At 71.2% G+C, this 18,619-nt stretch carries 19 protein-coding genes and 4 tRNA genes; 14 read left to right on the forward strand and 9 right to left on the reverse strand.

Annotated features, from left to right (window positions below; all coding sequences use genetic code 11):
- Positions 1-94: 94 nt before the first annotated feature.
- The 5 genes from JEK78_RS13485 to JEK78_RS13505 form a co-directional block, all read right to left on the reverse strand.
- Positions 95-2,242, reverse strand: coding sequence for an FtsK/SpoIIIE domain-containing protein (locus JEK78_RS13485; RefSeq protein ID WP_200258806.1), 2,148 nt, complete (start codon positions 2,240-2,242; stop codon positions 95-97).
- A 104-nt stretch (positions 2,243-2,346) separates the two neighbouring features.
- Entirely contained in the window at positions 2,347-2,664 is a 318-nt protein-coding gene (locus tag JEK78_RS13490; protein WP_200258809.1) for a hypothetical protein, read from the reverse strand.
- A 140-nt stretch (positions 2,665-2,804) separates the two neighbouring features.
- The gene (locus tag JEK78_RS13495) at positions 2,805-3,812 is read right to left on the reverse strand and encodes a DUF2637 domain-containing protein (protein WP_200258812.1); all 1,008 of its coding nucleotides are present in this window, start codon (positions 3,810-3,812) and stop codon (positions 2,805-2,807) included.
- Positions 3,813-4,023: 211 nt separating this feature from the next.
- A complete protein-coding gene (locus tag JEK78_RS13500; protein ID WP_200258815.1) occupies positions 4,024-4,179 on the reverse strand; it encodes a hypothetical protein in 156 nt (51 codons plus the stop codon).
- 62 nt (positions 4,180-4,241) lie between these two features.
- Positions 4,242-4,496, reverse strand: coding sequence for a DUF6284 family protein (locus JEK78_RS13505; RefSeq protein ID WP_200258818.1), 255 nt, complete (start codon positions 4,494-4,496; stop codon positions 4,242-4,244).
- Positions 4,497-4,930: 434 nt separating this feature from the next.
- On the opposite strand from JEK78_RS13505, the gene JEK78_RS13510 reads away from it, so the two are divergent.
- From JEK78_RS13510 to JEK78_RS13525, 4 genes are all read left to right on the forward strand, one after another.
- Positions 4,931-5,776, forward strand: coding sequence for a sigma-70 region 4 domain-containing protein (locus tag JEK78_RS13510; protein WP_200258821.1), 846 nt, complete (start codon positions 4,931-4,933; stop codon positions 5,774-5,776).
- A 2-nt stretch (positions 5,777-5,778) separates the two neighbouring features.
- Entirely contained in the window at positions 5,779-6,606 is an 828-nt protein-coding gene (locus JEK78_RS13515) for a hypothetical protein (RefSeq protein ID WP_242483067.1), read from the forward strand.
- A gap of 154 nt (positions 6,607-6,760) precedes the next feature.
- Positions 6,761-6,867: transfer RNA gene (locus JEK78_RS13520), tRNA-OTHER, on the forward strand.
- A 160-nt stretch (positions 6,868-7,027) separates the two neighbouring features.
- Entirely contained in the window at positions 7,028-8,089 is a 1,062-nt protein-coding gene (locus JEK78_RS13525; RefSeq protein ID WP_200258824.1) for a DNA cytosine methyltransferase, read from the forward strand.
- A gap of 79 nt (positions 8,090-8,168) precedes the next feature.
- On the opposite strand, the gene JEK78_RS13530 is transcribed toward JEK78_RS13525, so the two are convergent.
- Entirely contained in the window at positions 8,169-8,825 is a 657-nt protein-coding gene (locus JEK78_RS13530) for an NAD(P)H-binding protein (protein ID WP_200258826.1), read from the reverse strand.
- A 238-nt stretch (positions 8,826-9,063) separates the two neighbouring features.
- Positions 9,064-10,320, reverse strand: a complete 1,257-nt coding sequence (locus JEK78_RS13535; RefSeq protein ID WP_200258828.1) for a hydrolase — start codon at positions 10,318-10,320, stop codon at positions 9,064-9,066.
- 321 nt (positions 10,321-10,641) lie between these two features.
- On the opposite strand from JEK78_RS13535, the gene JEK78_RS13540 reads away from it, so the two are divergent.
- From JEK78_RS13540 to JEK78_RS13565, 6 genes are all read left to right on the forward strand, one after another.
- Positions 10,642-10,714 (forward strand) — tRNA-Thr (locus JEK78_RS13540).
- A 46-nt stretch (positions 10,715-10,760) separates the two neighbouring features.
- Positions 10,761-10,833 (forward strand) — tRNA-Met (locus tag JEK78_RS13545).
- A gap of 88 nt (positions 10,834-10,921) precedes the next feature.
- Positions 10,922-11,086 carry a 50S ribosomal protein L33 gene (rpmG, locus tag JEK78_RS13550; RefSeq protein WP_006347275.1) on the forward strand — a complete coding sequence of 55 codons (165 nt, stop codon included), beginning with the start codon at positions 10,922-10,924 and terminating at the stop codon, positions 11,084-11,086.
- 152 nt (positions 11,087-11,238) lie between these two features.
- Positions 11,239-11,691, forward strand: a complete 453-nt coding sequence (locus JEK78_RS13555; RefSeq protein WP_200258830.1) for a MaoC family dehydratase N-terminal domain-containing protein — start codon at positions 11,239-11,241, stop codon at positions 11,689-11,691.
- Positions 11,692-11,699: 8 nt separating this feature from the next.
- Positions 11,700-12,128 carry a MaoC family dehydratase gene (locus JEK78_RS13560; RefSeq protein WP_200264154.1) on the forward strand — a complete coding sequence of 143 codons (429 nt, stop codon included), beginning with the start codon at positions 11,700-11,702 and terminating at the stop codon, positions 12,126-12,128.
- A 107-nt stretch (positions 12,129-12,235) separates the two neighbouring features.
- Positions 12,236-13,291: a UDP-N-acetylmuramate dehydrogenase gene (locus JEK78_RS13565; protein ID WP_200258832.1), complete on the forward strand. Its 1,056-nt coding sequence runs from the start codon at positions 12,236-12,238 to the stop codon at positions 13,289-13,291.
- A 112-nt stretch (positions 13,292-13,403) separates the two neighbouring features.
- Here the strand turns inward: JEK78_RS13565 and JEK78_RS13570 are convergent, their stop codons facing one another.
- Both JEK78_RS13570 and JEK78_RS13575 read right to left on the reverse strand, forming a co-directional pair.
- Positions 13,404-14,444, reverse strand: coding sequence for an adenosine deaminase (locus tag JEK78_RS13570; RefSeq protein WP_200258834.1), 1,041 nt, complete (start codon positions 14,442-14,444; stop codon positions 13,404-13,406).
- A 141-nt stretch (positions 14,445-14,585) separates the two neighbouring features.
- Positions 14,586-15,812, reverse strand: coding sequence for a pyridoxal phosphate-dependent aminotransferase (locus JEK78_RS13575; RefSeq protein ID WP_200258836.1), 1,227 nt, complete (start codon positions 15,810-15,812; stop codon positions 14,586-14,588).
- A 421-nt stretch (positions 15,813-16,233) separates the two neighbouring features.
- Here JEK78_RS13575 and JEK78_RS13580 point away from each other — a divergent pair.
- The 4 genes from JEK78_RS13580 (at position 16,234) to rplK (ending at position 18,603) form a co-directional block, all read left to right on the forward strand.
- A tRNA-Trp gene (locus JEK78_RS13580) sits at positions 16,234-16,306 on the forward strand.
- Positions 16,307-16,414: 108 nt separating this feature from the next.
- The gene (gene secE / locus JEK78_RS13585; RefSeq protein ID WP_200258838.1) at positions 16,415-16,696 is read left to right on the forward strand and encodes a preprotein translocase subunit SecE; all 282 of its coding nucleotides are present in this window, start codon (positions 16,415-16,417) and stop codon (positions 16,694-16,696) included.
- An 80-nt stretch (positions 16,697-16,776) separates the two neighbouring features.
- Complete coding sequence (gene nusG, locus JEK78_RS13590; protein ID WP_200258839.1) at positions 16,777-17,712, forward strand: transcription termination/antitermination protein NusG; 936 nt, start codon at positions 16,777-16,779, stop codon at positions 17,710-17,712.
- Between the two features lie 456 nt (positions 17,713-18,168).
- Positions 18,169-18,603 carry a 50S ribosomal protein L11 gene (gene rplK, locus JEK78_RS13595; RefSeq protein WP_200258840.1) on the forward strand — a complete coding sequence of 145 codons (435 nt, stop codon included), beginning with the start codon at positions 18,169-18,171 and terminating at the stop codon, positions 18,601-18,603.
- Positions 18,604-18,619: the final 16 nt, after the last annotated feature.

The following is an 18,619-nucleotide window of genomic DNA, read 5'->3' on the forward strand; positions in this document are numbered from 1 at the left end:
CGGTGTTTTCGCTGATCAACGCGGGGGAGGCGGCCCGGGGAGGGTGTTGGGGAGTTCTCCCCGCCTCCCCGGGCCGGACCGTCTTGCCTCCCCGCTACTCGGCAGCGGAAGCGGAACCGTCCGCGTCGCGGTTGGCGAGCGCCCGCAGGACGTGATCGCGGTGGACGACCATGACGCCGTGCGACTTCTTCGGCTCCTCGCCGTGCTCCTCCAACAGGCTCTTGAGCCGGTCGTTGGTCCACTGGTCGCCGTAGACCTTCGGGGCCAGCGAGTGCAGCCGCTTGAGCACCTCGTTGGTCCGCAGCCGAGCCGCCTCGCCGATGACGGCCGCCACGTCGGCGAGCGCGTCACGCTCCTCGCTCCGGTCGACCACGCGCAGGGTCGTGGCGCCGTCGCGCAGCATCTTGGCGCGCTCCGCGATCTCGGCGGCCGGCTCGTCGTCGATGAAGTGGGTGCGCACGGTGATGGACGCCTGACCGGCGGGGATCGTGATTCCGTCGGAGGCGACCACGAGGGTGCCCTTGTCCAGGCCCTGGCGGAGTAGGTGCGGGGCGGCGCCGCCGTTGACGGCCTTGTCCCCCAGCGCCATGCGGGACTGGGATTCGGTGCCGACCACGAGGGAGGCGCGGGTGTGGGCGCCCTCACGGACCAGCTTGGGAAGGTTCTGATCGGTGGGGTCCTGCGTGCCCTGCCACATCAGCACGTCCACGGCGCGGCCCTGGTTGTGGAGCTTACGCACGGCCATGAAGTACCGCGAGGTGGCCTTGGCGCCGCCGTAGGGCCGCTTGTCCTCGCCGACGACGGGGCACATGAACGCCAACTGTGCTTCGTCCACCACCACGATCAGCGGCTCGAACACCACGGTCGGGTCTTGCCGGCGCTCCTCGATCCGCCGGTTCATCTCCTCGACCGCGTCCTCTACCATCTCGGTCGCCTGGATCACGTGGTCGTCGGAGGGGCCCTCGATCAGGATCTGCGCGACGCCGTCGAACATGGCCCAGTCCCCGATGCCCTTGAGGTCGGCGATCCAGAACTGCACCGTGCGGTCCAGCGCCAGCCACAGCGCGAGCGCCCGCAGCGCGGCGGTCTTGCCCTGGTTGGACAGCCCCGTGACCAACAGGTGACGCTGATACACGCTCAGCTCCGCCGCGTCCCCGCGCAGGTCTTGACCCCACGGGGCCTTGCCGGTCTCGTAGTTCGCGGTCATCGTCTCGTCGGTGACCAGCGGAGACGGGCCGATCGGCTCGTCCAGCGCACCCGAGTCCGCGATCCACAACCGCACCGTCCGCGCCGCCTCGGGGATCGTGATGAACACCTCGTGTTCGTGCCGGGTCAGGTTCTCGGCGAGCTTCCTGCGCCGCTTCTGCACCTCGTTGGTGGCAACCCCGGAGGGAAGCGTCACGTCGACCTCGACACCGCATCCGGCGATCCGGATCGGGCCGAGCATCGACGCGCCGGCGTCGCCCATCTCCTTGATCGCGGTCTTGAGCGGGGAGATACCGAGGTCCCGGAGCGCCTTGACCACGATGGACGGGGTGATCGGCTCACCCTCGCTGCCCCGGACTCTCGCCGGGAGTGCCCACGCGGGGGCGGCCTGCTGCTTGCGACCGACCGACCACAGCGCGAGCAGGGCGAGGAACGGGCCGATCGTGAGTGCCGGACCCCATACAACCCGCACGATGCGGATCAGCAGGGCGATGAAGTCGACCGTTGCCGACAGCGGCGTGATGACGTCCCCGACCTGACCGGTGTTGATGGCCATGACGACGCCGAGGGCGATCAGGGTCCCGATGCTCATGCCCGCGCCGACGGCGGCGCTCTTGGCCGCGTCGGTCGGGGAGTGCAGGAGGTCCATGCGGCGGTGATGGCGGGCGGCGCGGAAGCGCTGCAACCGCTCCTCCCACTCCTCGGCGGCTTCGAGGTTGCCCGCGGCTTCCGCCGCCCGGATCATCCGCTCGTAGCGGGACCCGGTACGGCCATCCCACGCACGGCGGGCCACGATCCGGGAACCGTTGAGGGTGTAGAGGCTGTGCCGGGCCGCCGCCCGGGCCGCGGCGCGGGTCTTGTCGTGGGTGACGCCGGTCTTGATGACGCGGCCGGAGCGCACCCACAGCGGCACCGCCCGCACGGGCGGCACGGGCGGCACGGGCGGCGTGTCCGGTACGACCGTGAGCATGGTGGGGGCCGTGTCGTGGGTCGGGGGGTCGGTGGGCTTGTGGAGGTGAACGACGTTCTCGGACATGCTGGGACTGCTCCTGACTGCCCCCGGCGGGGGTGGGAGACGAGGGAGAGCCGGGGTGGCCGGGTCCGTGGAAAGAGCGGCCACCCCGGTACGGAAACGGCTGGTCAGAACCAGCCGGACGCCTTGCGCTTGGCCTTGTCGCGGGCGGCCTGGGTGAGCAGACGCTGACGCTCGCCGTGCAGGGCGCTCAGCTCCGCGTTCAGCCGCAACTCGGCGCTGTCACCGGTGGCGTCCATGCGCTGCTCCTCACGGCCCGCGCCACGGCCCCGGACGACCTTGTAGCCGCCCACGGCCAGCGAGCGGGCGATGGCCCGGCGCTCACTGCCGTTCAGCGGCCACCACTCGCCCCGGCGTACCGCTTCCAGCTTCTTCGTGGCCGTCTGGATCTCGCGGTCCAAGCGGCGGATATCGGCGTTGCGCATCGGTTGGCTACTCCTCGAAGGGTTCGGGCTGGTCAGGCAGCCGTACGGGCGGGGAGAACGGCGAGGGCGAGGCGATGGAGCGCGGCCGTGGCCAACCCCGTCAGGCGCCAGCCACCACCGATGGACCGGGACGGTGGCCGTCAACGGCTCGCCATAGCCAGCTCAGCCCCGCCCGCCGCTGGGGCGCGATGCTCGACATAGCGGGAAGACACCCAGCCGACCGACCAGCCGCACAGCTCTGCCGCCTGGCGCACCGACAGCCCCGCCGTGAACGCGGTGGCCACGATCGCGCGCGCCTCACCCTCGGGCAGCTTGCTCTCAGCCGGGCCCCGGCTCAGGAGTTCGGCGCGCTCACGCTCGGCACGCTCTGCTCGTTCACAGCGTTCACGCTCCGCCTTCTGAGCGCGCTCGCGCTGTTCCGCTTCGGCGCGCTCGCGGGCCTGGCGTTCACGCGTCAGCCGCTCGCGTTCGCGCTGTTCATCTTCGCGGTCACGGCGTTCACGAGCCTCCCGCTCGGCAGCCTCCGAGCGCTCACGGGCTTCACGCTCCTCACGCCGCTGCCGCTCTTCCCGCTCGGCCTGTTCGCGGGCCAGGCTCGCTTCGTGGTCGCGCTGTTCACGCGCCAGCCGCTCCGCGTGCTCGCGCTCCTCACGAGCCTCGGTGCGGGCCCGCTCGGCGCGCTCACGGGCCGCCCGCTCCCGCTCCTCGCGCTCGGCTTTCTGCGTGGCCTCCAGGGCGCTGACGGCGCGGGGGATGGCGCGCCGGTAGGCGAGGCTGGTCTCTGCTGTGACGATGAGCAGCAGGGGAGCCACGGAGTGGACGGCCACGCCGACCATGTCCTTCTGCAACGCGGAGTCGGCGGTGTTCAGGGCGAGGGTCATCAGCCCGGTCATCCACCGCAACACGATGGGCCACCGTCCGCCGTGCCCACCCAGGCGGGCCAAGACATCGTCGAGTTTCACCACGATGACCACGGCGGCGTCCACCACCACCGGGAGGATCGGCGCGGTCCAGTCCCACCCGTCGGCGGTGTGCGCGGCCATCAGGGGGGTGACCGTGAGGATGGAGTAGAGCATGGCCCCGCACACGATGAGCCACGTCCCGCCCGACAGGGCGCGTTCGGCCGAACGCGTCTGAACAGCGTTCACACCCCACCTCCTACCGGTGGCACGGCGTCTGGAGCACACCGGTCGGTGACCGGGAGACGACAGGCGCTCGTGAACACCGGGCGGCCTTCGGTGAACACGGCCCTGCCCTGTTCACCACCACGATCACCCCGATGAACGCCCGCCACGGGGCGGGCGGTGTCGGACACGAGGAAGCCGGCACACGCATCGACCGGCGAGGCTGACGGGACCCTCACGACTCACCCCCCTGGCGGCGACCGTGGGCCATCCACCCGGCGAGCTGGAGAGCGAATCCCACCGCCGCGACCGTCATGAACACCTCGCGGCGACCGGTCACCCACGTGGCCACGCTCCCCGCCACCGCCGCCACCACACCCACAGCGATCACGACCGCCACCCACCCGGACGGACCGGCCGCCGGCGGCGGGGGCGGGGTCGACTTCCCGGCGCTCACGCGGCACCCCCCACAACGCGGGGGGCGCCGGCCACGCGGTCGGCCAGCGCACGACGCCGGGCCCGGCGCAGACGACGCTCGTCCACCTCGGCCGGCACCTGGTCCAACAAGACGATGTACGCGTCCAACAGGCCGACGTCCGCCAGGATGACGGGCATCTCCCACTCGATCGCCTCCAGCTCGACGGCTGTCGGCTCCATGAAATCGGCGAACGCCGTAACAGCGTCCTGAACAGTCACGATGTGACTCATCGGGTCTTCCTCTCGCACAGGAACGGCCCTCGTGGCTCCCGGGAGGCACCCCGGGAGCCGCTCGCCGTCGGAGTCGGTACATCCGGCTCCCCTCGACCCCGCCCGTTCGCGACGGGCGAGGGAGGCAACCGGCCGCAGTGCTGAGCTGCGGAGAGATCGGGCGCGGCCTCGCCGCGCGGTCCGTCTTTTCAACTCGGGGAGACGGGGCCCACCTATTCAGTTCTCAAGCAACCTGCGCTTCCTTCGTACTCGCGCCAGTTGAGCTGGAGCTTTCCTCCGGGCGACGGCATGCGGATGGAGCTAAAGAAGAGATCCACCTCTGCTTAGGGGGGGTTGCCCTCTGCTTCGATAGGTACGGTAGGCATGTGAGGCGTTCAATGCAAGTCCCTCTCGCGGTAGAGTTGCTATCCCCCCTAGGCGATGTTGGGAGAGTCGTGCAGAACGACATGAGAGAGGTCTCGGGGATCGTGGACCCCGTTGACCGGGCACGGGCCGCGATCGACTTGATGGCGCGGTATCAGAGCCACGTGAACGAGCTGTCCCGTGTCCGGCGGGAGGCGATCGAGGAGGCCCAGGCGGCGGGCATGACACAAGCCGAGATCGCGAAGCGCCTCGGGGTCAGCCGCGGGCGCGTGGGCCAGCTGGCATCCGCCGGCCCCCCGCCGGAACGTGCCTTCTTCGGCACGGATCTGGTCACGGTTTCACTCGGTGGGAAGTACGAGGCGGGGAAGTCTCCCGATCAGCACCCCAGTGAGGTGGTCACGCGAGAGGACCTCAACAACTTCGAGCGTCTGCGGACCTTCCTCGGCGGCATGAAGCTGGAGGCTCGCTACGAGGTGATCCCGCCCTCCGGCATCGTGAACCTGAACAGGGACAACCACGTCGTCATTTGCGGGCCCCGCCTGTCGCCGCTTGTCGCGCAGGTGCTCGAAGGGGACGACAACCTTCGATTCGCGAAGGATCGAGCCTGGCACCTCGTCGACCAGGTGGCCGGACGGGAGTTCCGTTCGCCGCAGGACGAGGACGGGTCGGCCGGTGACATCGGCTACTTGGGGCGGCTTCCTCGGTTGGACGGAAAGGGCACCTTCCTCTACATCGCGGGCATCCACGCCATCGGTGCGAGCGGAGTCGTCCACTTCCTGGAGAACAACCTGGCAGAGCTGTACCGCGAGGTTCGTACGCGTCGCTTCTCCGCCCTGGTCTCATGCCGCTACGACCCGGAAACGCTCGAAGTGCGGGAGAGTCGACGGATCACCCCTCTGTACCGACACGAAGGCTGAGTATGCGCGTCGCCATCGACACCCAGCCCGGTGGAGCCGCCCCCAACGAAGATTGGGTGGCTTGCACACCGACTCTTGCCATCGTCCTGGATGGCCTCAGCACGGCAGGTCTGGACACCGGCTGTCGCCACGGTGTGCCCTGGTATGTGCGGTGTCTCGGCAGTCAGATCGTCGCGGCTCTCGCCGACCCTCATGTCGCGCTCGCAGAGGGGTTGGGGAGCGCACTGGAGCGAGTAGCCGCGCTCCACCCGGAATGCGACTTGAGGAACCCCGGGACTCCCTCCGCGACCGTTGCGCTCCTCCGTGAGCGTGAGGGTCTTCTCGAACATCTGGTCTTGGCGGACTCTCCGATCGTGTTGGACCACAGCGACAGCGTCACCGTTCTCACCGACCTGCGAGTAGACGAGGTGCTGCCCGACCTGAGGGCAGAGGTGGAGCAGTTCGAGACGGACACCCCGGAGCATCGGGAAGCCTTGCGTCGGTTCGTGAGTGCGCAGCGCGACACACGCAACACGGCGTCCGGCTACTGGGTTGCCGCCGGCGACGCGGAGGCTGCCGAACACGCAGTGGTCGGCAGCGCCGAGATCAAGGACGTGAGAGCGGCGGCGGTTCTCTCCGATGGCGCGTCACGCCTGGTCACCGAGTATGCCGTGGCCACCTGGGAGGAGGTCTTCGCCATACTTCGCGCGGGTGGTCCGGAGCGGTTGATCGCAGAAGTGCGGAAGGCGGAAGCCACGGATCCCACTGGTCGCCGTTGGCCGCGCTACAAGTCCGGGGACGACGCCGCCGTGGCGTTCTGCCAGTGGGAAGAGGGAGGGGCCGCGCGGTGATCCGCGCCGACCGCGTGCCGTACGCGCCGTCGGCTCCGACGGCGCGTACGGCGGTCCTATAGCATCGAGTGCGCCGCGCACAGTTCGAGCGATGATCACAAGACTTTACGAGTCGCTACCAGGAGGGGTTCCATGTCCCGTGGGGCACGTGTGGGGCAGTGGGATGCCGCACGGAGCAACGCCAAAGGTCACGACACCATCATCGCGCGGACTGTAAATCTGCCGGCTCAGCCTTCCCAGGTTCGAATCCTGGCGCCGCCACGCTGAGAGGGAGCCCCTCCGGTCGGACGAAAGTCCTGGTCGGAGGGGCTTCTTTCGTGATGGACGCCTTTGGAGTGGCGGCGCTGCCGGTCTCGGCGTCAAGCGCCGCTTGTCGCCCCTGGGTGGTTCGGATCATCAGTCCCGACGTTCTGGAGATCGTGTGCAGCCAGCCAAGATCGTCGACTTGTTCGCCGGCCCCGGAGGGGTGGACGTGGCCGCCGAGACGCTCGGTGTGCCCTCCGTCGGCCTCGAATGGGACCCCGACGCGTGTCGGACCCGTCGTGCCGCCGGGCTCGCCACGATCGAGGGGGACGTGCGGCGCTATGGGCCCGCCGACTTCCCGGACGCGGACGTGCTGGCCGGGGGGCCGCCCTGCCAGACGTTCACCGTCGCGGGCAACGGAGCGGGCCGAAAGGCGCTGGAGGAGGTTCTGCGGTTCGTCGAGCGGATGACTGCCCGCGACGACCGCGAGGCGATCACCGGTGATCTCGGTCGCTTGGACGACGAGCGCACCGGGCTGGTACTCGAACCGCTCCGCTGGATCCTCGAAGCCCTCGACGCGCGTCGGAAGCCGTACGAGTCGATCGTTCTGGAGCAGGTCCCGGCCGTGCTCCCGGTCTGGGAGGCGTACGCCCGCGTGCTGCGTCGGGAGGGCTACTCGGTCGCCCACGGCGTCGTGACGGCGGAGGCCTACGGCGTCCCGCAGACGCGTCGCAGGGCGGTGCTCGTCGCGCGCAGGGGGCGGCACGCGCTGAGGTTGCCCGAACCCACCCACCGGGCCTACCGCAAGGGAGCGCCGCGTCAGGCCGGGGAGGCCGGGCCGAGGCCCTGGCGCTCCATGGGGGAAGTGGTCGACCGGGGAGGGCCCTTCGAGGTCGTCTCGAACTACGGCACGGGAGGCGACCCGCGGCAACGGGGACGCCGGTCCTCCTCGCACCCGGCCGCGACGGTCACCGGGAAGATCTTCCGTAATCGGGTGGTCTCGCTCGACGGCGAGGAACTGGAGCGTTTCAGTCCCGCCGAGGCGGGGCGGCTCCAGACGTTTCCCTCCGACTATCCGTGGTCCGGTCGCGACGTGGGCCAACAGATCGGGAACGCGGTGCCGCCACGCCTGGCGATGCACGTCCTGAGTGCCTGCTTCGGCTGGTCTCCCCCCGCCGAGGAGGTGTTGGCCCGGCTCGATCGCTGGGTCGGCGCGTCGACCGTGGTCGTCGGGGCCTGAGGGGGTTGTGCCGTGGCCCGCCTTCGCTCCGCGAACGGCGTGACCGGCCCGACCGAGAGCCCGCCACGGCCGGTGACGGTCAGTTGCCCGCGACCGCCCGCACGGCCACCGAGACGGGGACGGACCCGTTGACCAGTTCCAGGGTCAGACCCGCCGTCGCGGGGGTGTCCACCAGCTCGGCGAGGACCGCCGCCACGTCGTCCCGGGTGACGGGCCCCCGCCCGGTGTGTGCCTCCAGGCGGACCAGTCCCGTGCCCGCGTCGTCCGTCAACTGACCTGGCCGCAGGACGGTCCAGTCCAACGCGTCCAACGCGCGCACGTGCGCGTCGGCCTCGCCCTTGGCGCGGAGATACACGTCGAAGACGCCGTCTCCCGGGTGCCGGGGGTCGGCGCCCATGGAGGACACGATCACGAAGCGCCGTACGCCGGCCTGGACGGCCGCGTCGGCGAACAACACCGCCGCCGCCTTGTCCACCGTGTCCTTGCGTGCGGTGCCACTGTCGGGGCCCGCGCCCGCCGCGAAGACCGCAGCGTCCGCACCCCGCAATCGCTCGGCGATGTCCTCGACCGACGACGACTCCAGGTCGAGCACCACCGGTTCGGCGCCCGCCGCCCGCAGGTCCTCCGCCTGTTCGGGTCTGCGGATGATGCCCGCGACCTCGTCCCCGCGCGTGGAGAGCAGCCTCTCCAGCCGCAGAGCGATCTGACCATGACCTCCGGCGATGACAGTGCGCATGTCTTCGACCGTACGCCCCGACCGGGGCGAACGCCGCATGGGGCCGGCGTGTCGATCGCGGCCGACGCTGTCCGGCGGTGCCCGGGGATCCGGTGGCTCCCGCCGGGCCGTCCGGAGCGGGCCCGCCCCGAGCCCTGCTCCGAAGCCTCCCGGCGCGCCGCGCACGCGGTCACCGCCGGCGTGCCCCTCGCGCGTCGAGATCCCTTTCCCCGCCGCCCCGTGGCGACTCCGTCGAGGGTCAGTGCGCCTCGCCCCGGCCCTGGCGGGGCAGTCCCATGTCCGCGCCTCCGGAACCGTCCCCGTACTCCCGCACCGCGCTCGTTCGGGCCACCACACGCCCCCGGTGCACCACGATCCGGCTGTAGGCGAGGGAGAGCGCGCCCGCCAAGCCGTCACCCCGGACCGCGAGCAGTTCGGCGGGGAATCCCGCCTCCACACGCACCTCCGGCAGACCCATCACGGTCCGGGCCCGGGTGCTCACCGTGGCGTAGGCGTCCTCGGGGCCGAGTGCCTGGCGTGAGGCCAGCAGGAACGCCGCCTCCAGCGGGTCTCCTCGCCCCACCGGGTTGGCGGCGTCCCTCAGCGCGCCGCTGCCCGCGGCGACCCGCACCCCGGCCGCCCGCAGCAGTCGCACCGGTGCGGTCGCCCCCCGGTCCCGTGTCGACGCGCACCCGCCCTGTGGGAGACACACCACGGAGACCCCGGACGCCGCCAGCCGGTCCGCCGCCCTGCCGGCGACGTCGGTGGGGAGGGCGCCGAGGCCGCCGCACGGGCCGAGGGTGACCCGGGAGCGGAGCCCGCCGGCCATGCCGGCCAGACGCGCGAGCCGGGTCGGGTCCGCGGCGTCGGTGTGCAGGTCCACGGCGCAGCCGTGCTCGGACGCGACCTCCAGCACGGCCTCCACGTAACCGGTGGGATCCGGGTCGAGGTCGGGGCAGCCGCCCACCACGCCCGCCCCCATCCTGACGGCGTCCCGCAACATCGCCAGGCCCTCGGCGCCGGCCAGGCCGGTCAACACCCTGGGCATGGCGACCGGGGTGAGTTCGGCCAGTCCGCGCAGCGCCCTTCGTGCGCGCAGGACGGCCCCCAGCGCCTCCAGCCCGTGCGTGGGGCCCACGCGGACGTGCGCGCGCAGCGCGGTCGAACCGTGTCCCAGGTGCAACAACGCCGCCTCGGTCGCCCGGCGCTGCACCTCTGGGGGGTCGTCGGAGACGGGGCCCTCGGTGTCGGCCGTGAGGGCGGTGTCGGCGTGGGCGTGCGGCTCCGCCGGTGCGGGGAGGAGGAGGTATCCCGCGAGGTCGACGCGGACGCAGTCCCCCGCCGCGTCCGCTCCCCCCAGGCTGCCCGTCGTGCCGACCGCCTCGATGCGGGGACCGTGCACCCGTACGTCCACGGTCCGACCGTCGGCGAGGCGGGCACCGGCCAGCAAGAGGCAGCAGCGGGTGTCGCCCCGCGCGGAGGCGGGCTCGGGTGGCCGCGGGTGACTGTCGGGCATCGGGCTCCTCCGGGCTCTCGGCCGTGCCGAGGCTTGGGGCTCCGCCGCCGCCGGGACGCGAGATCACGCGGAGTGGGTCGAGCCTAGGGCGGTGTCCGGCCGGCGACGGGGAGGAGGGCAATAGTCGTATCGGCGCGGTCCGCGGTCCGCGAAGGCGGCCGAGAGGTGACGCGGAGGTGTCGGCGAAGCGGCCGACCGGTGCGGCGCGCGGGGCGCGTTCGGCGGGCCGGAGCCCGTCGGCGGGGTCGTCGGACGGGGAGCGTGGGGCCTTCCAACGGATTTGGGCGAACGGCCGCGGAGCGTGTAATGTCTTCATCGCTCGCCCCAATAGCTCAGTCGGCAGAGCGTCTCCATGGTAAGGAGAAGGTCAACGGTTCGATTCCGTTTTGGGGCTCTGGTGTGGCAGGCCCCCGTCGTGAGACGGGGCCTGATCGCATCGCAGCGGTGTAGCTCAGTCGGTAGAGCAAGCGGCTCATAATCGCTGTGTCACCGGTTCAAGTCCGGTCACCGCTACTGTCAGTAGCCGATTGCGGGGTCGGTCCTTCGATCGGCTACTCTTCTTGCGTTAATTAAGCCCATCTGTTCGTCAAGGAGCACTCACGTGGCTGCCACCGACGTCCGCCCGAAGATCACGCTGGCCTGCGTGGAGTGCAAGGAGCGGAACTACATCACCAAGAAGAACCGGCGCAACAACCCGGACCGTCTTGAGATGAAGAAGCACTGCCCGCGTTGCAAGGCGCACACCGCGCACCGCGAGACGCGATAAATCAGGCTCGCACGTGAGGCCGTCCCCGTGACCGGGGGCGGCCTCACGTCGTTGGCGGGCCGTCCCCCCCCCGATGGGCGGGGCGGTGGTCCGACGCCCCGCCGGGGCCGTGGGGCGGCAGGCAGCAGCAGACCAGCAGGAGGTATGCGCAGATGGCGCTCGACCAGTCCTTCGTGGGGCGGGCCTACCCGCCGACCGAACCCTACGAGGTGGGCCGCGAGAAGATCCGCGAGTTCGCGGAGGCCCTGGGGGACGCCGACCCCGTGTACACGGACACGGAAGCGGCCAAGGCGCTCGGCCACCAGGACGTGATCGCTCCGCCGACCTTCGTCTTCGCCATCACCTTCAAGGCGGCGGGGCGGGTCGTCGAGGATCCGGGGCTCGGCCTCGACTACAGCCGGGTCGTACACGGCGACCAGAAGTTCGCCTACTCGCGCCCGGTACGCGCCGGGGACCGCCTCACGGTCACGTCCACCATCGAATCGATCAAGTCGCTGGCCGGCAACGACGTCCTGTCCGTCCGCGGCGAGGTGTTCGACGAGGCAGGCGAGCACGTCGTGACCGCCTGGACCAAGCTGGTGGCCCGCGCCGCCGAGGAGGCGTGAACGTTCCGATGACCGCGAAGATCTCCCTGGCCGACATCGAGGTCGGCACGGAACTGCCCGCTCGGAGCTTCCCCGTGAGCCGCGCGACGCTGGTGCGCTACGCGGGGGCCTCCGGCGACTTCAATCCGATCCACTGGAACGAGAGGTTCGCCCGGGAGGTGGGCCTGCCGGACGTCATCGCGCACGGCATGTTCACCATGGCCCAGGCGATCCGGGTCGTCACGGACTGGACGGGCGACCCCGGTTCGGTCGTCGAGTACGGTGTCCGCTTCACCCGGCCCGTCGTGGTGCCCGACGACGAGCGCGGCGCCCTGATCGAGGTGACCGGCAGGGTGGCGGAAATCCGGGGGGACGGCACCGTCCGGGTCGATCTGACGGCGACCAGCGCCGGGCAGAAGGTGCTCGGCATGTCGCGCGCGGTCGTCCGGCCGGCCTGAGCGTGCGGGTCGACCATGCCGCCCCCCGGCGGCCTGTTCGGCCGGTGGCCCGAGGCGAGGAGGCGGGGACGCGCCGGGGCCGCGGCGCGGTCTCGTAGGCTGGGCCCGTGCAGGAACTCCACCACGCCCCGCTCGCCCCCCTGACCACGCTCCGCCTCGGCGGTCCGGCGACCCGCCTGGTCACGGCCGCCTCCGACGCGGAGGCCGTCGACGCCGTCCGGGAGGCCGACGCCGCAGGAACCCCGTTGCTGATCATCGGCGGTGGGTCCAATCTGGTCGTCGCCGACCGGGGTTTCGAGGGCACCGCCTTGCACATCGCCACCCGGGGCCTCGACATCGACGGCACCCGGCTGGAGTTGGCGGCGGGCGAGGTGTGGGCGGACGCCGTGTCGCGCACCGTCCAGGCGGGGCTGGCCGGCATCGAGTGCCTGGCCGGCATTCCCGGCTCCGCCGGCGCGACCCCGATCCAGAACGTGGGCGCCTACGGTCAGGAGGTCGCCTCCACGATCACCGAGGTGATCGCCTACGACCGGGTCGAGGGCGAGACCGTCGTCCTCGGCAACGCGGACTGTGCCTTCTCCTATCGCCACAGCCGCTTCAAGGACCGGCCCGGACGGTACGTGGTGCTCCGCGTCCGGTTCCGTCTGGAGGAGGCGGGCGGGCTCTCCGGCCCGATCCGCTACGCCGAGACGGCCCGCGCGCTCGGGGTCGAGACGGGAGAGCGCGTCTCCCTCGCCGCCGCCCGCGACGCGGTGCTGAAGCTGCGGGCGGGCAAGGGCATGGTGCTCGATCCGGAGGACCACGACACTTGGTCGGCGGGGTCCTTCTTCACCAACCCGATTCTCACCGACGAGCGGTTCGCCGCCGTGTGTGCTCGCGCGCGTGCCAGGCTCGGCGACGCCGCGGCGCCCCCGGCCTACCCGGCGGGGGAAGGGCGCACCAAGACGTCCGCCGCGTGGTTGATCGACAAGGCCGGGTTCTCCAAGGGCTACGGCCGCGGTCCCGCTCGGATCTCCGGCAAGCACACGCTCGCGCTCACCAACCGGGGTTCCGCGACCACGGAGGACCTGCTGTCGTTGGCCCGCGAGATCGTCGCCGGGGTGCGGGACGCCTTCGGCGTCACGCTGGTCAACGAGCCGGTCACGGTCGGCGTCACTCTCTGAGGGGAAACGGGATCGGGCGCCCGCCGCCGCGCCGTCCGCGGTGGACCGCGCCCCGGCCGACCGGGCGTGGGTGGGCCCGCCGCCCCGGTGTCGCCGCCGCGTAGGTCGCTCGTCAGCCGGTCGGCTCCGTGAGCCAGGCGTCGATGCCCGCCAACAGGGTTGCCTTGCGGTCCTCGGGCGCCGTGGAGCCTCGCACGGACTGCCGCGCCAGCTCGGCCAGTTCGGCGTCGGTGAAGCCGTGGTGATCCCGGGCCAGTTCGTACTGGGCCGCCAGTCGGGACCCGAAGAGCAGTGGGTCGTCGGCGCCGAGCGCCATCGGCACCCCCGCGTCGAACAGCTTCCGCAGCGGCACGTGCTCGGGCTTCTCGTAGACGCCGAGGGCCACGTTGGAGGAGGGACAGACCTCGCAGGTGATCTGGCGGTCCGCGAGTCGCTTCAGGAGCCGGGGGTCCTCGGCCGCGCGGACCCCGTGGCCGATCCGGTCGGCCGACAGGTCGTCGAGGCAGTCGCGCACCGATGCCGGACCCGTCAGCTCGCCTCCGTGCGGTGCGGACAACAGGCCTCCGTGCCGGGCGATGGCGAACGCCCGGTCGAAATCCCGCGCCATGCCCCGCCGCTCGTCGTTCGACAGGCCGAAGCCGACCACCCCGCGGTCCGCGTAGCGGACGGCGAGCCTGGCGAGGGTGCGGGCGTCCAAGGGGTGTTTCACCCTGTTGGCGGCGACCAGTACCCGCATGCCGAGACCGGTGTCCCGGACGGTGGTGTCCACCGCGTCCAGGATGATCTCCAGCGCGGGGATCAGCCCACCGAGCCGGGGCGCGTACGAGGTCGGGTCGACCTGGATCTCCAGCCAGCCGGAGCCGTCTCTCAGGTCCTCCTCGGCCGCTTCCCGCACCAGTCGCTGGATGTCCTCCGGACGTCGCAGGCAGGAGCGGGCCGCGTCGTAGAGCCGCTGGAAGCGGAACCAGCCGCGCTCGTCGGTCGCCCGGAGCCTGGGCGGCTCGCCACCGGAGAGGGCCTCGGTCAGGGCGTCGGGGAGGCGGACCCCGTACCGGTCGGCGAGTTCCAGCACGGTGGCGGCTCGCATGGACCCGGTGAAGTGCAGATGCAGATGGGCCTTCGGCAGAACAGAGACATCACGTACACGCTCCATTCCGCGATCCTGCCGCACCGCCCGCCCGGCGCGGTAGCGCTTTCGCCGTTCGTGGTCCGGCTCGCACGGGTGACGCCTCCGGGGAGACGGGCAGGGTGCCCCGAGGCCCCGGGGAAGCCCTGCCCGCGTCGCGGCCCGGGTTCAGTCCCCGGCCTCCGCCAGCAGCTTCTGGATCCGGCTCACACCCTCGACGAGGTCCTCGTCGCCCAGCGCGTACGACAGGCGCAGGTAGCCGGGGGTGCCGAAGGCCTCGCCGGGAACGACGGCGACCTCGACCTCCTCCAGGATCAGCGCCGCCAGCTCCACCGAGTCCGTCGGGCGCTTGCCGCGGATCTCCTTGCCGAGGAGCCCCTTGACCGACGGGTAGACGTAGAAGGCGCCCTCCGGCTCGGGGCAGACCAGTCCGTCGATCTCGTTGAGCATGCGGACGATGGTCCGGCGGCGTCGGTCGAAGGCCTCCCGCATCCGGTCCACCGCGTCCAGATCGCCGGAGAGGGCGGCCACCGCAGCCGCCTGGGCGACGTTCGACACGTTCGAGGTCGCGTGGGACTGCAGGTTGGTAGCCGCCTTGACGATGTCGGCGGGCCCGATCATCCAGCCCACCCGCCAACCCGTCATCGCGTACGTCTTCGCGACGCCGTTCACCACGACGCACCGGTCGCGCAGTTCGGGCAGGACGGCCGGCATGGACGCCGCGGAGGCGTCGCCGTACACCAGGTGCTCGTAGATCTCGTCGGTGAGCACCCAGAGGCCGTGCTCGGCGGCCCAGCGGCCGATGGCCTCCGTCTCGGCCCGCGAGTACACGGCACCGGTGGGGTTGGACGGCGAGACGAAGAGCACGACCTTGGTCCGCTCGGTGCGGGCCGCCTCCAACTGCTCCACGCCGACCCGGTAGCCGGTCGTCTCGTCGCTGACGACCTCCACGGGGACGCCGCCGGCCAGCCGGATCGACTCCGGGTAGGTCGTCCAGTACGGCGCCGGCACGATGACCTCGTCGCCCGGGTCGAGGATGGCGGCGAAGGCCTCGTAGATGGCCTGCTTGCCACCGTTGGTCACGAGGATCTGGGTGGGATCGACCTGGTAGCCCGAGTCCCGCAGCGTCTTCGCCGCGATGGCCGCCTTCAGCTCGGGCAGGCCGCCGGCCGGGGTGTAGCGGTGGTACTTGGGGTCGCGGCACGCCTCGACGGCCGCCTCGACGATGTAGTCGGGGGTCGGGAAGTCCGGCTCGCCGGCGCCGAAGCCGATCACCGGACGCCCGGCGGCCTTGAGTGCCTTCGCCTTGGCGTCCACGGCGAGGGTGGCGGATTCGGAGATCGCGCCGACTCGGGCGGAGACCCGGCGCTCGGTCGGAGGGGTTGCAGCGCTCATGGGCCCATCGTTCCAGACCGGCATCACGACGGGTAGGCGGGTTTCGCGGACCGGTGGGGGTGGTCGCGTCCCCCGGGTGGGGGGCGCGGCCCGGTGGGGGGCGGTCGGGCCACCGCCCCCGGTCGCGGTCGGCGGGACGGGTCGGAACGGGAGACACCGAAGAACCCGGGGCGAAAGCCGCCTGACAGGCCATTCCTCGCCTCGCGATCGGTGTCCGATCGCCGACGCCCGAGGGGTTCGCGCGCGCGGATCCGTCTCCGGGGCGGAGCGCGGACGGTCGGCGCCGGCGGCTCCGGAAGGTTCGCTGTTCGACGACCGGGCCGGGAACACGTACACTCACACCTCGTTGGCCTCCGGCGGCCCGTCCCGCCTCGGCGCACTCCGTGCGGTCGGGCGGATGCGGTACGTTGGGGGAACGCAAAGGGTCGTAGCTCAATTGGTAGAGCACTGGTCTCCAAAACCAGCGGTTGGGGGTTCAAGTCCCTCCGGCCCTGCTTCACACACCTTGCTCAGGATGTGTGCGCATGTACGTACAGCAATGCACCGCCGTGCGGCTCAGACCGGGCGCGGCACGGCCACGACCCGGAATCAGGTGAGGACGAGTGACGGATGCCGTGGGCTCCATCGACATGCCTGATGCCGAGGACGAGAACCGGGACTCCAAGAAGCAGCGGGGCGGCAAACGCGGCAAGAAGGGCCCGTTCAAGCGCCTCGCGCTGTTCTATCGTCAGATCGTCGCGGAGCTGCGCAAGGTCGTCTGGCCCACCCGCAACCAGCTGACGACCTACACCACCGTAGTGATCATCTTCGTGACGATCATGATCGGTCTGGTCACCCTGATTGACTATGGACTCAGCAACGCCGCCAAGTACGTGTTCGGCTGAGTCGCGAGCGAAGAGCGCCGAGGTACCCGGCGCTCCTTTCGCGTGTTCCACCCCTATGTATCCAGGAAGAAGCAGCCACCGTGTCTGACCCGAACGTGAACGACGCCGTTGAGCCTCGCGGCGAAGGGGCCGAGTCCGTCGAGGACCGGCCCGACGCCGTCGAGGTCGCGGACCGCGAGGACACCGTGGACGCCGCGGAGGCCGAGGCCGGCGACGCCGCCGGCGCGGATGAGTCCGCCGGAGAGCACCGGGAGACGGACGACCGGGCCGAGGCGGAGGAGTCGGCGCCCGACGCGGCCACGCGGGAGGCCGACGTCTCCGAACCCTCCGAGGGCGACGCGGTGGAGTCCGCCGATGGCCCCGAGTCCTCGGAGGAGGAGACCCCCTCGGAGCCCGAGGTGGACCCGGCCGAGAAGTTCCGCCAGGAACTGCGTGCCCTGCCCGGCGAGTGGTACGTGATCCACACCTACGCCGGCTACGAGAACCGGGTGAAGACCAACCTGGAGCAGCGTGCCGTCTCTCTGAACGTCGAGGACTACATCTTCCAGGCCGAGGTGCCGCAGGAGGAAGTCGTCCAGATCAAGAACGGCGACCGCAAGACCATCAAGCAGAACAAGCTCCCGGGCTACGTCCTCGTCCGCATGGACCTGACCAACGAGTCCTGGGGCGTCGTCCGCAACACCCCCGGCGTGACCGGCTTCGTCGGCAACGCCTACGACCCGTACCCGCTCACCCTCGACGAGATCGTCAAGATGCTGGCGCCCGAGGCCGACGAGCGCGCCGCGCGGGAGGCCGCCGAGGCCGAGGGCAAGCCGGTACCGCAGCGCAAGGTCGAGGTCCAGGTCCTCGACTTCGAGGTCGGCGACTCCGTCACCGTCACCGACGGTCCCTTCGCCACACTCCAGGCCACGATCAACGAGATCAACGCCGACTCCAAGAAGGTCAAGGGTCTCGTCGAGATCTTCGGACGCGAGACACCGGTCGAGCTGTCCTTCGACCAGATCCAGAAGAACTAGCCCGACGCCCGTCCGAGAGGGCCTCTGCCCGGTGGGGAGCCACCGGGCAGAGGCCCTCCGGCGTTGTCGGCCGTCGGGTGTATCCCCTCCGGGGGCGACCTCCGTCCGGGCCGGCCGTTCGGGCGCGGGTGTCGCACCTCGCGCGGAGGTGGCGGGACCCCGGGGTCCCGCCGCGTGGGGTCGCCTCGCGGGTGACCGACGCCGCCGCGTCGGCGAGTCGCCACCCCTCCACGCACGCCGGTCTCCGGTGCCCGGGGCGGTCCGGCCGGTCGGGCACAGCGGAGCCCGAAGTGCGGTGAGGCGATGTCGGGGCAGGTCAGACGTGCCTGGTGGCAGCCGTCTGACCTGCTGGGTTTTTGGCGCCGCGCCCTCACCCGCTATCGTTGCGCGGTATGCCTTCTGCCGAGAGAGCGACTCGGCCGGGGGTGGACCCGAACCGAAAGGACCCGGAGAGCAATGCCTCCCAAGAAGAAGAAGGTCACGGGGCTCATCAAGCTCCAGATCCAGGCCGGTGCCGCCAACCCGGCTCCGCCGGTCGGCCCCGCGCTGGGTCAGCACGGCGTCAACATCATGGAGTTCTGCAAGGCCTACAACGCCGCGACCGAGTCGCAGCGTGGCTGGGTGATCCCGGTGGAGATCACGGTCTACGAGGACCGCTCCTTCACCTTCGTCACCAAGACGCCGCCGGCCGCGAAGATGATCCTGAAGGCCGCGGGCATCGAGAAGGGCTCCGGCGAGCCGCACAAGACCAAGGTCGCGAAGATCACTCGCGAGCAGGTCCGTGAGATCGCCACGACCAAGATGCCCGACATCAACGCCAACGACCTGGACGCCGCGGAGAAGATCATCGCCGGCACCGCCCGTTCCATGGGCGTCACGGTCGAGGGCTGACCGCAACCTTCCCACA

It is taken from the genome of Streptomyces sp. HSG2 (assembly GCF_016598575.1).
Taxonomy (GTDB): Bacteria; Actinomycetota; Actinomycetes; order Streptomycetales; family Streptomycetaceae; genus Streptomyces.

What these genes read in the sequence shown, in the direction of transcription:
- rplK (WP_200258840.1), top strand. Translation starts at nt 18,169, where the DNA reads ATGCCTCCCAAGAAGAAGAAGGTCACGGGGCTCATCAAGCTCCAGATC.
- JEK78_RS13555 (WP_200258830.1), top strand. Translation starts at nt 11,239, where the DNA reads ATGGCGCTCGACCAGTCCTTCGTGGGGCGGGCCTACCCGCCGACCGAA.
- JEK78_RS13535 (WP_200258828.1), bottom strand. Translation starts at nt 10,320, where the DNA reads ATGCCCGACAGTCACCCGCGGCCACCCGAGCCCGCCTCCGCGCGGGGC.
- JEK78_RS13505 (WP_200258818.1), bottom strand. Translation starts at nt 4,496, where the DNA reads ATGAGTCACATCGTGACTGTTCAGGACGCTGTTACGGCGTTCGCCGAT.
- JEK78_RS13560 (WP_200264154.1), top strand. Translation starts at nt 11,700, where the DNA reads ATGACCGCGAAGATCTCCCTGGCCGACATCGAGGTCGGCACGGAACTG.
- JEK78_RS13515 (WP_242483067.1), top strand. Translation starts at nt 5,779, where the DNA reads ATGCGCGTCGCCATCGACACCCAGCCCGGTGGAGCCGCCCCCAACGAA.
- JEK78_RS13485 (WP_200258806.1), bottom strand. Translation starts at nt 2,242, where the DNA reads ATGTCCGAGAACGTCGTTCACCTCCACAAGCCCACCGACCCCCCGACC.
- JEK78_RS13570 (WP_200258834.1), bottom strand. Translation starts at nt 14,444, where the DNA reads ATGGAGCGTGTACGTGATGTCTCTGTTCTGCCGAAGGCCCATCTGCAT.
- JEK78_RS13530 (WP_200258826.1), bottom strand. Translation starts at nt 8,825, where the DNA reads ATGCGCACTGTCATCGCCGGAGGTCATGGTCAGATCGCTCTGCGGCTG.
- JEK78_RS13490 (WP_200258809.1), bottom strand. Translation starts at nt 2,664, where the DNA reads ATGCGCAACGCCGATATCCGCCGCTTGGACCGCGAGATCCAGACGGCC.
- JEK78_RS13575 (WP_200258836.1), bottom strand. Translation starts at nt 15,812, where the DNA reads ATGAGCGCTGCAACCCCTCCGACCGAGCGCCGGGTCTCCGCCCGAGTC.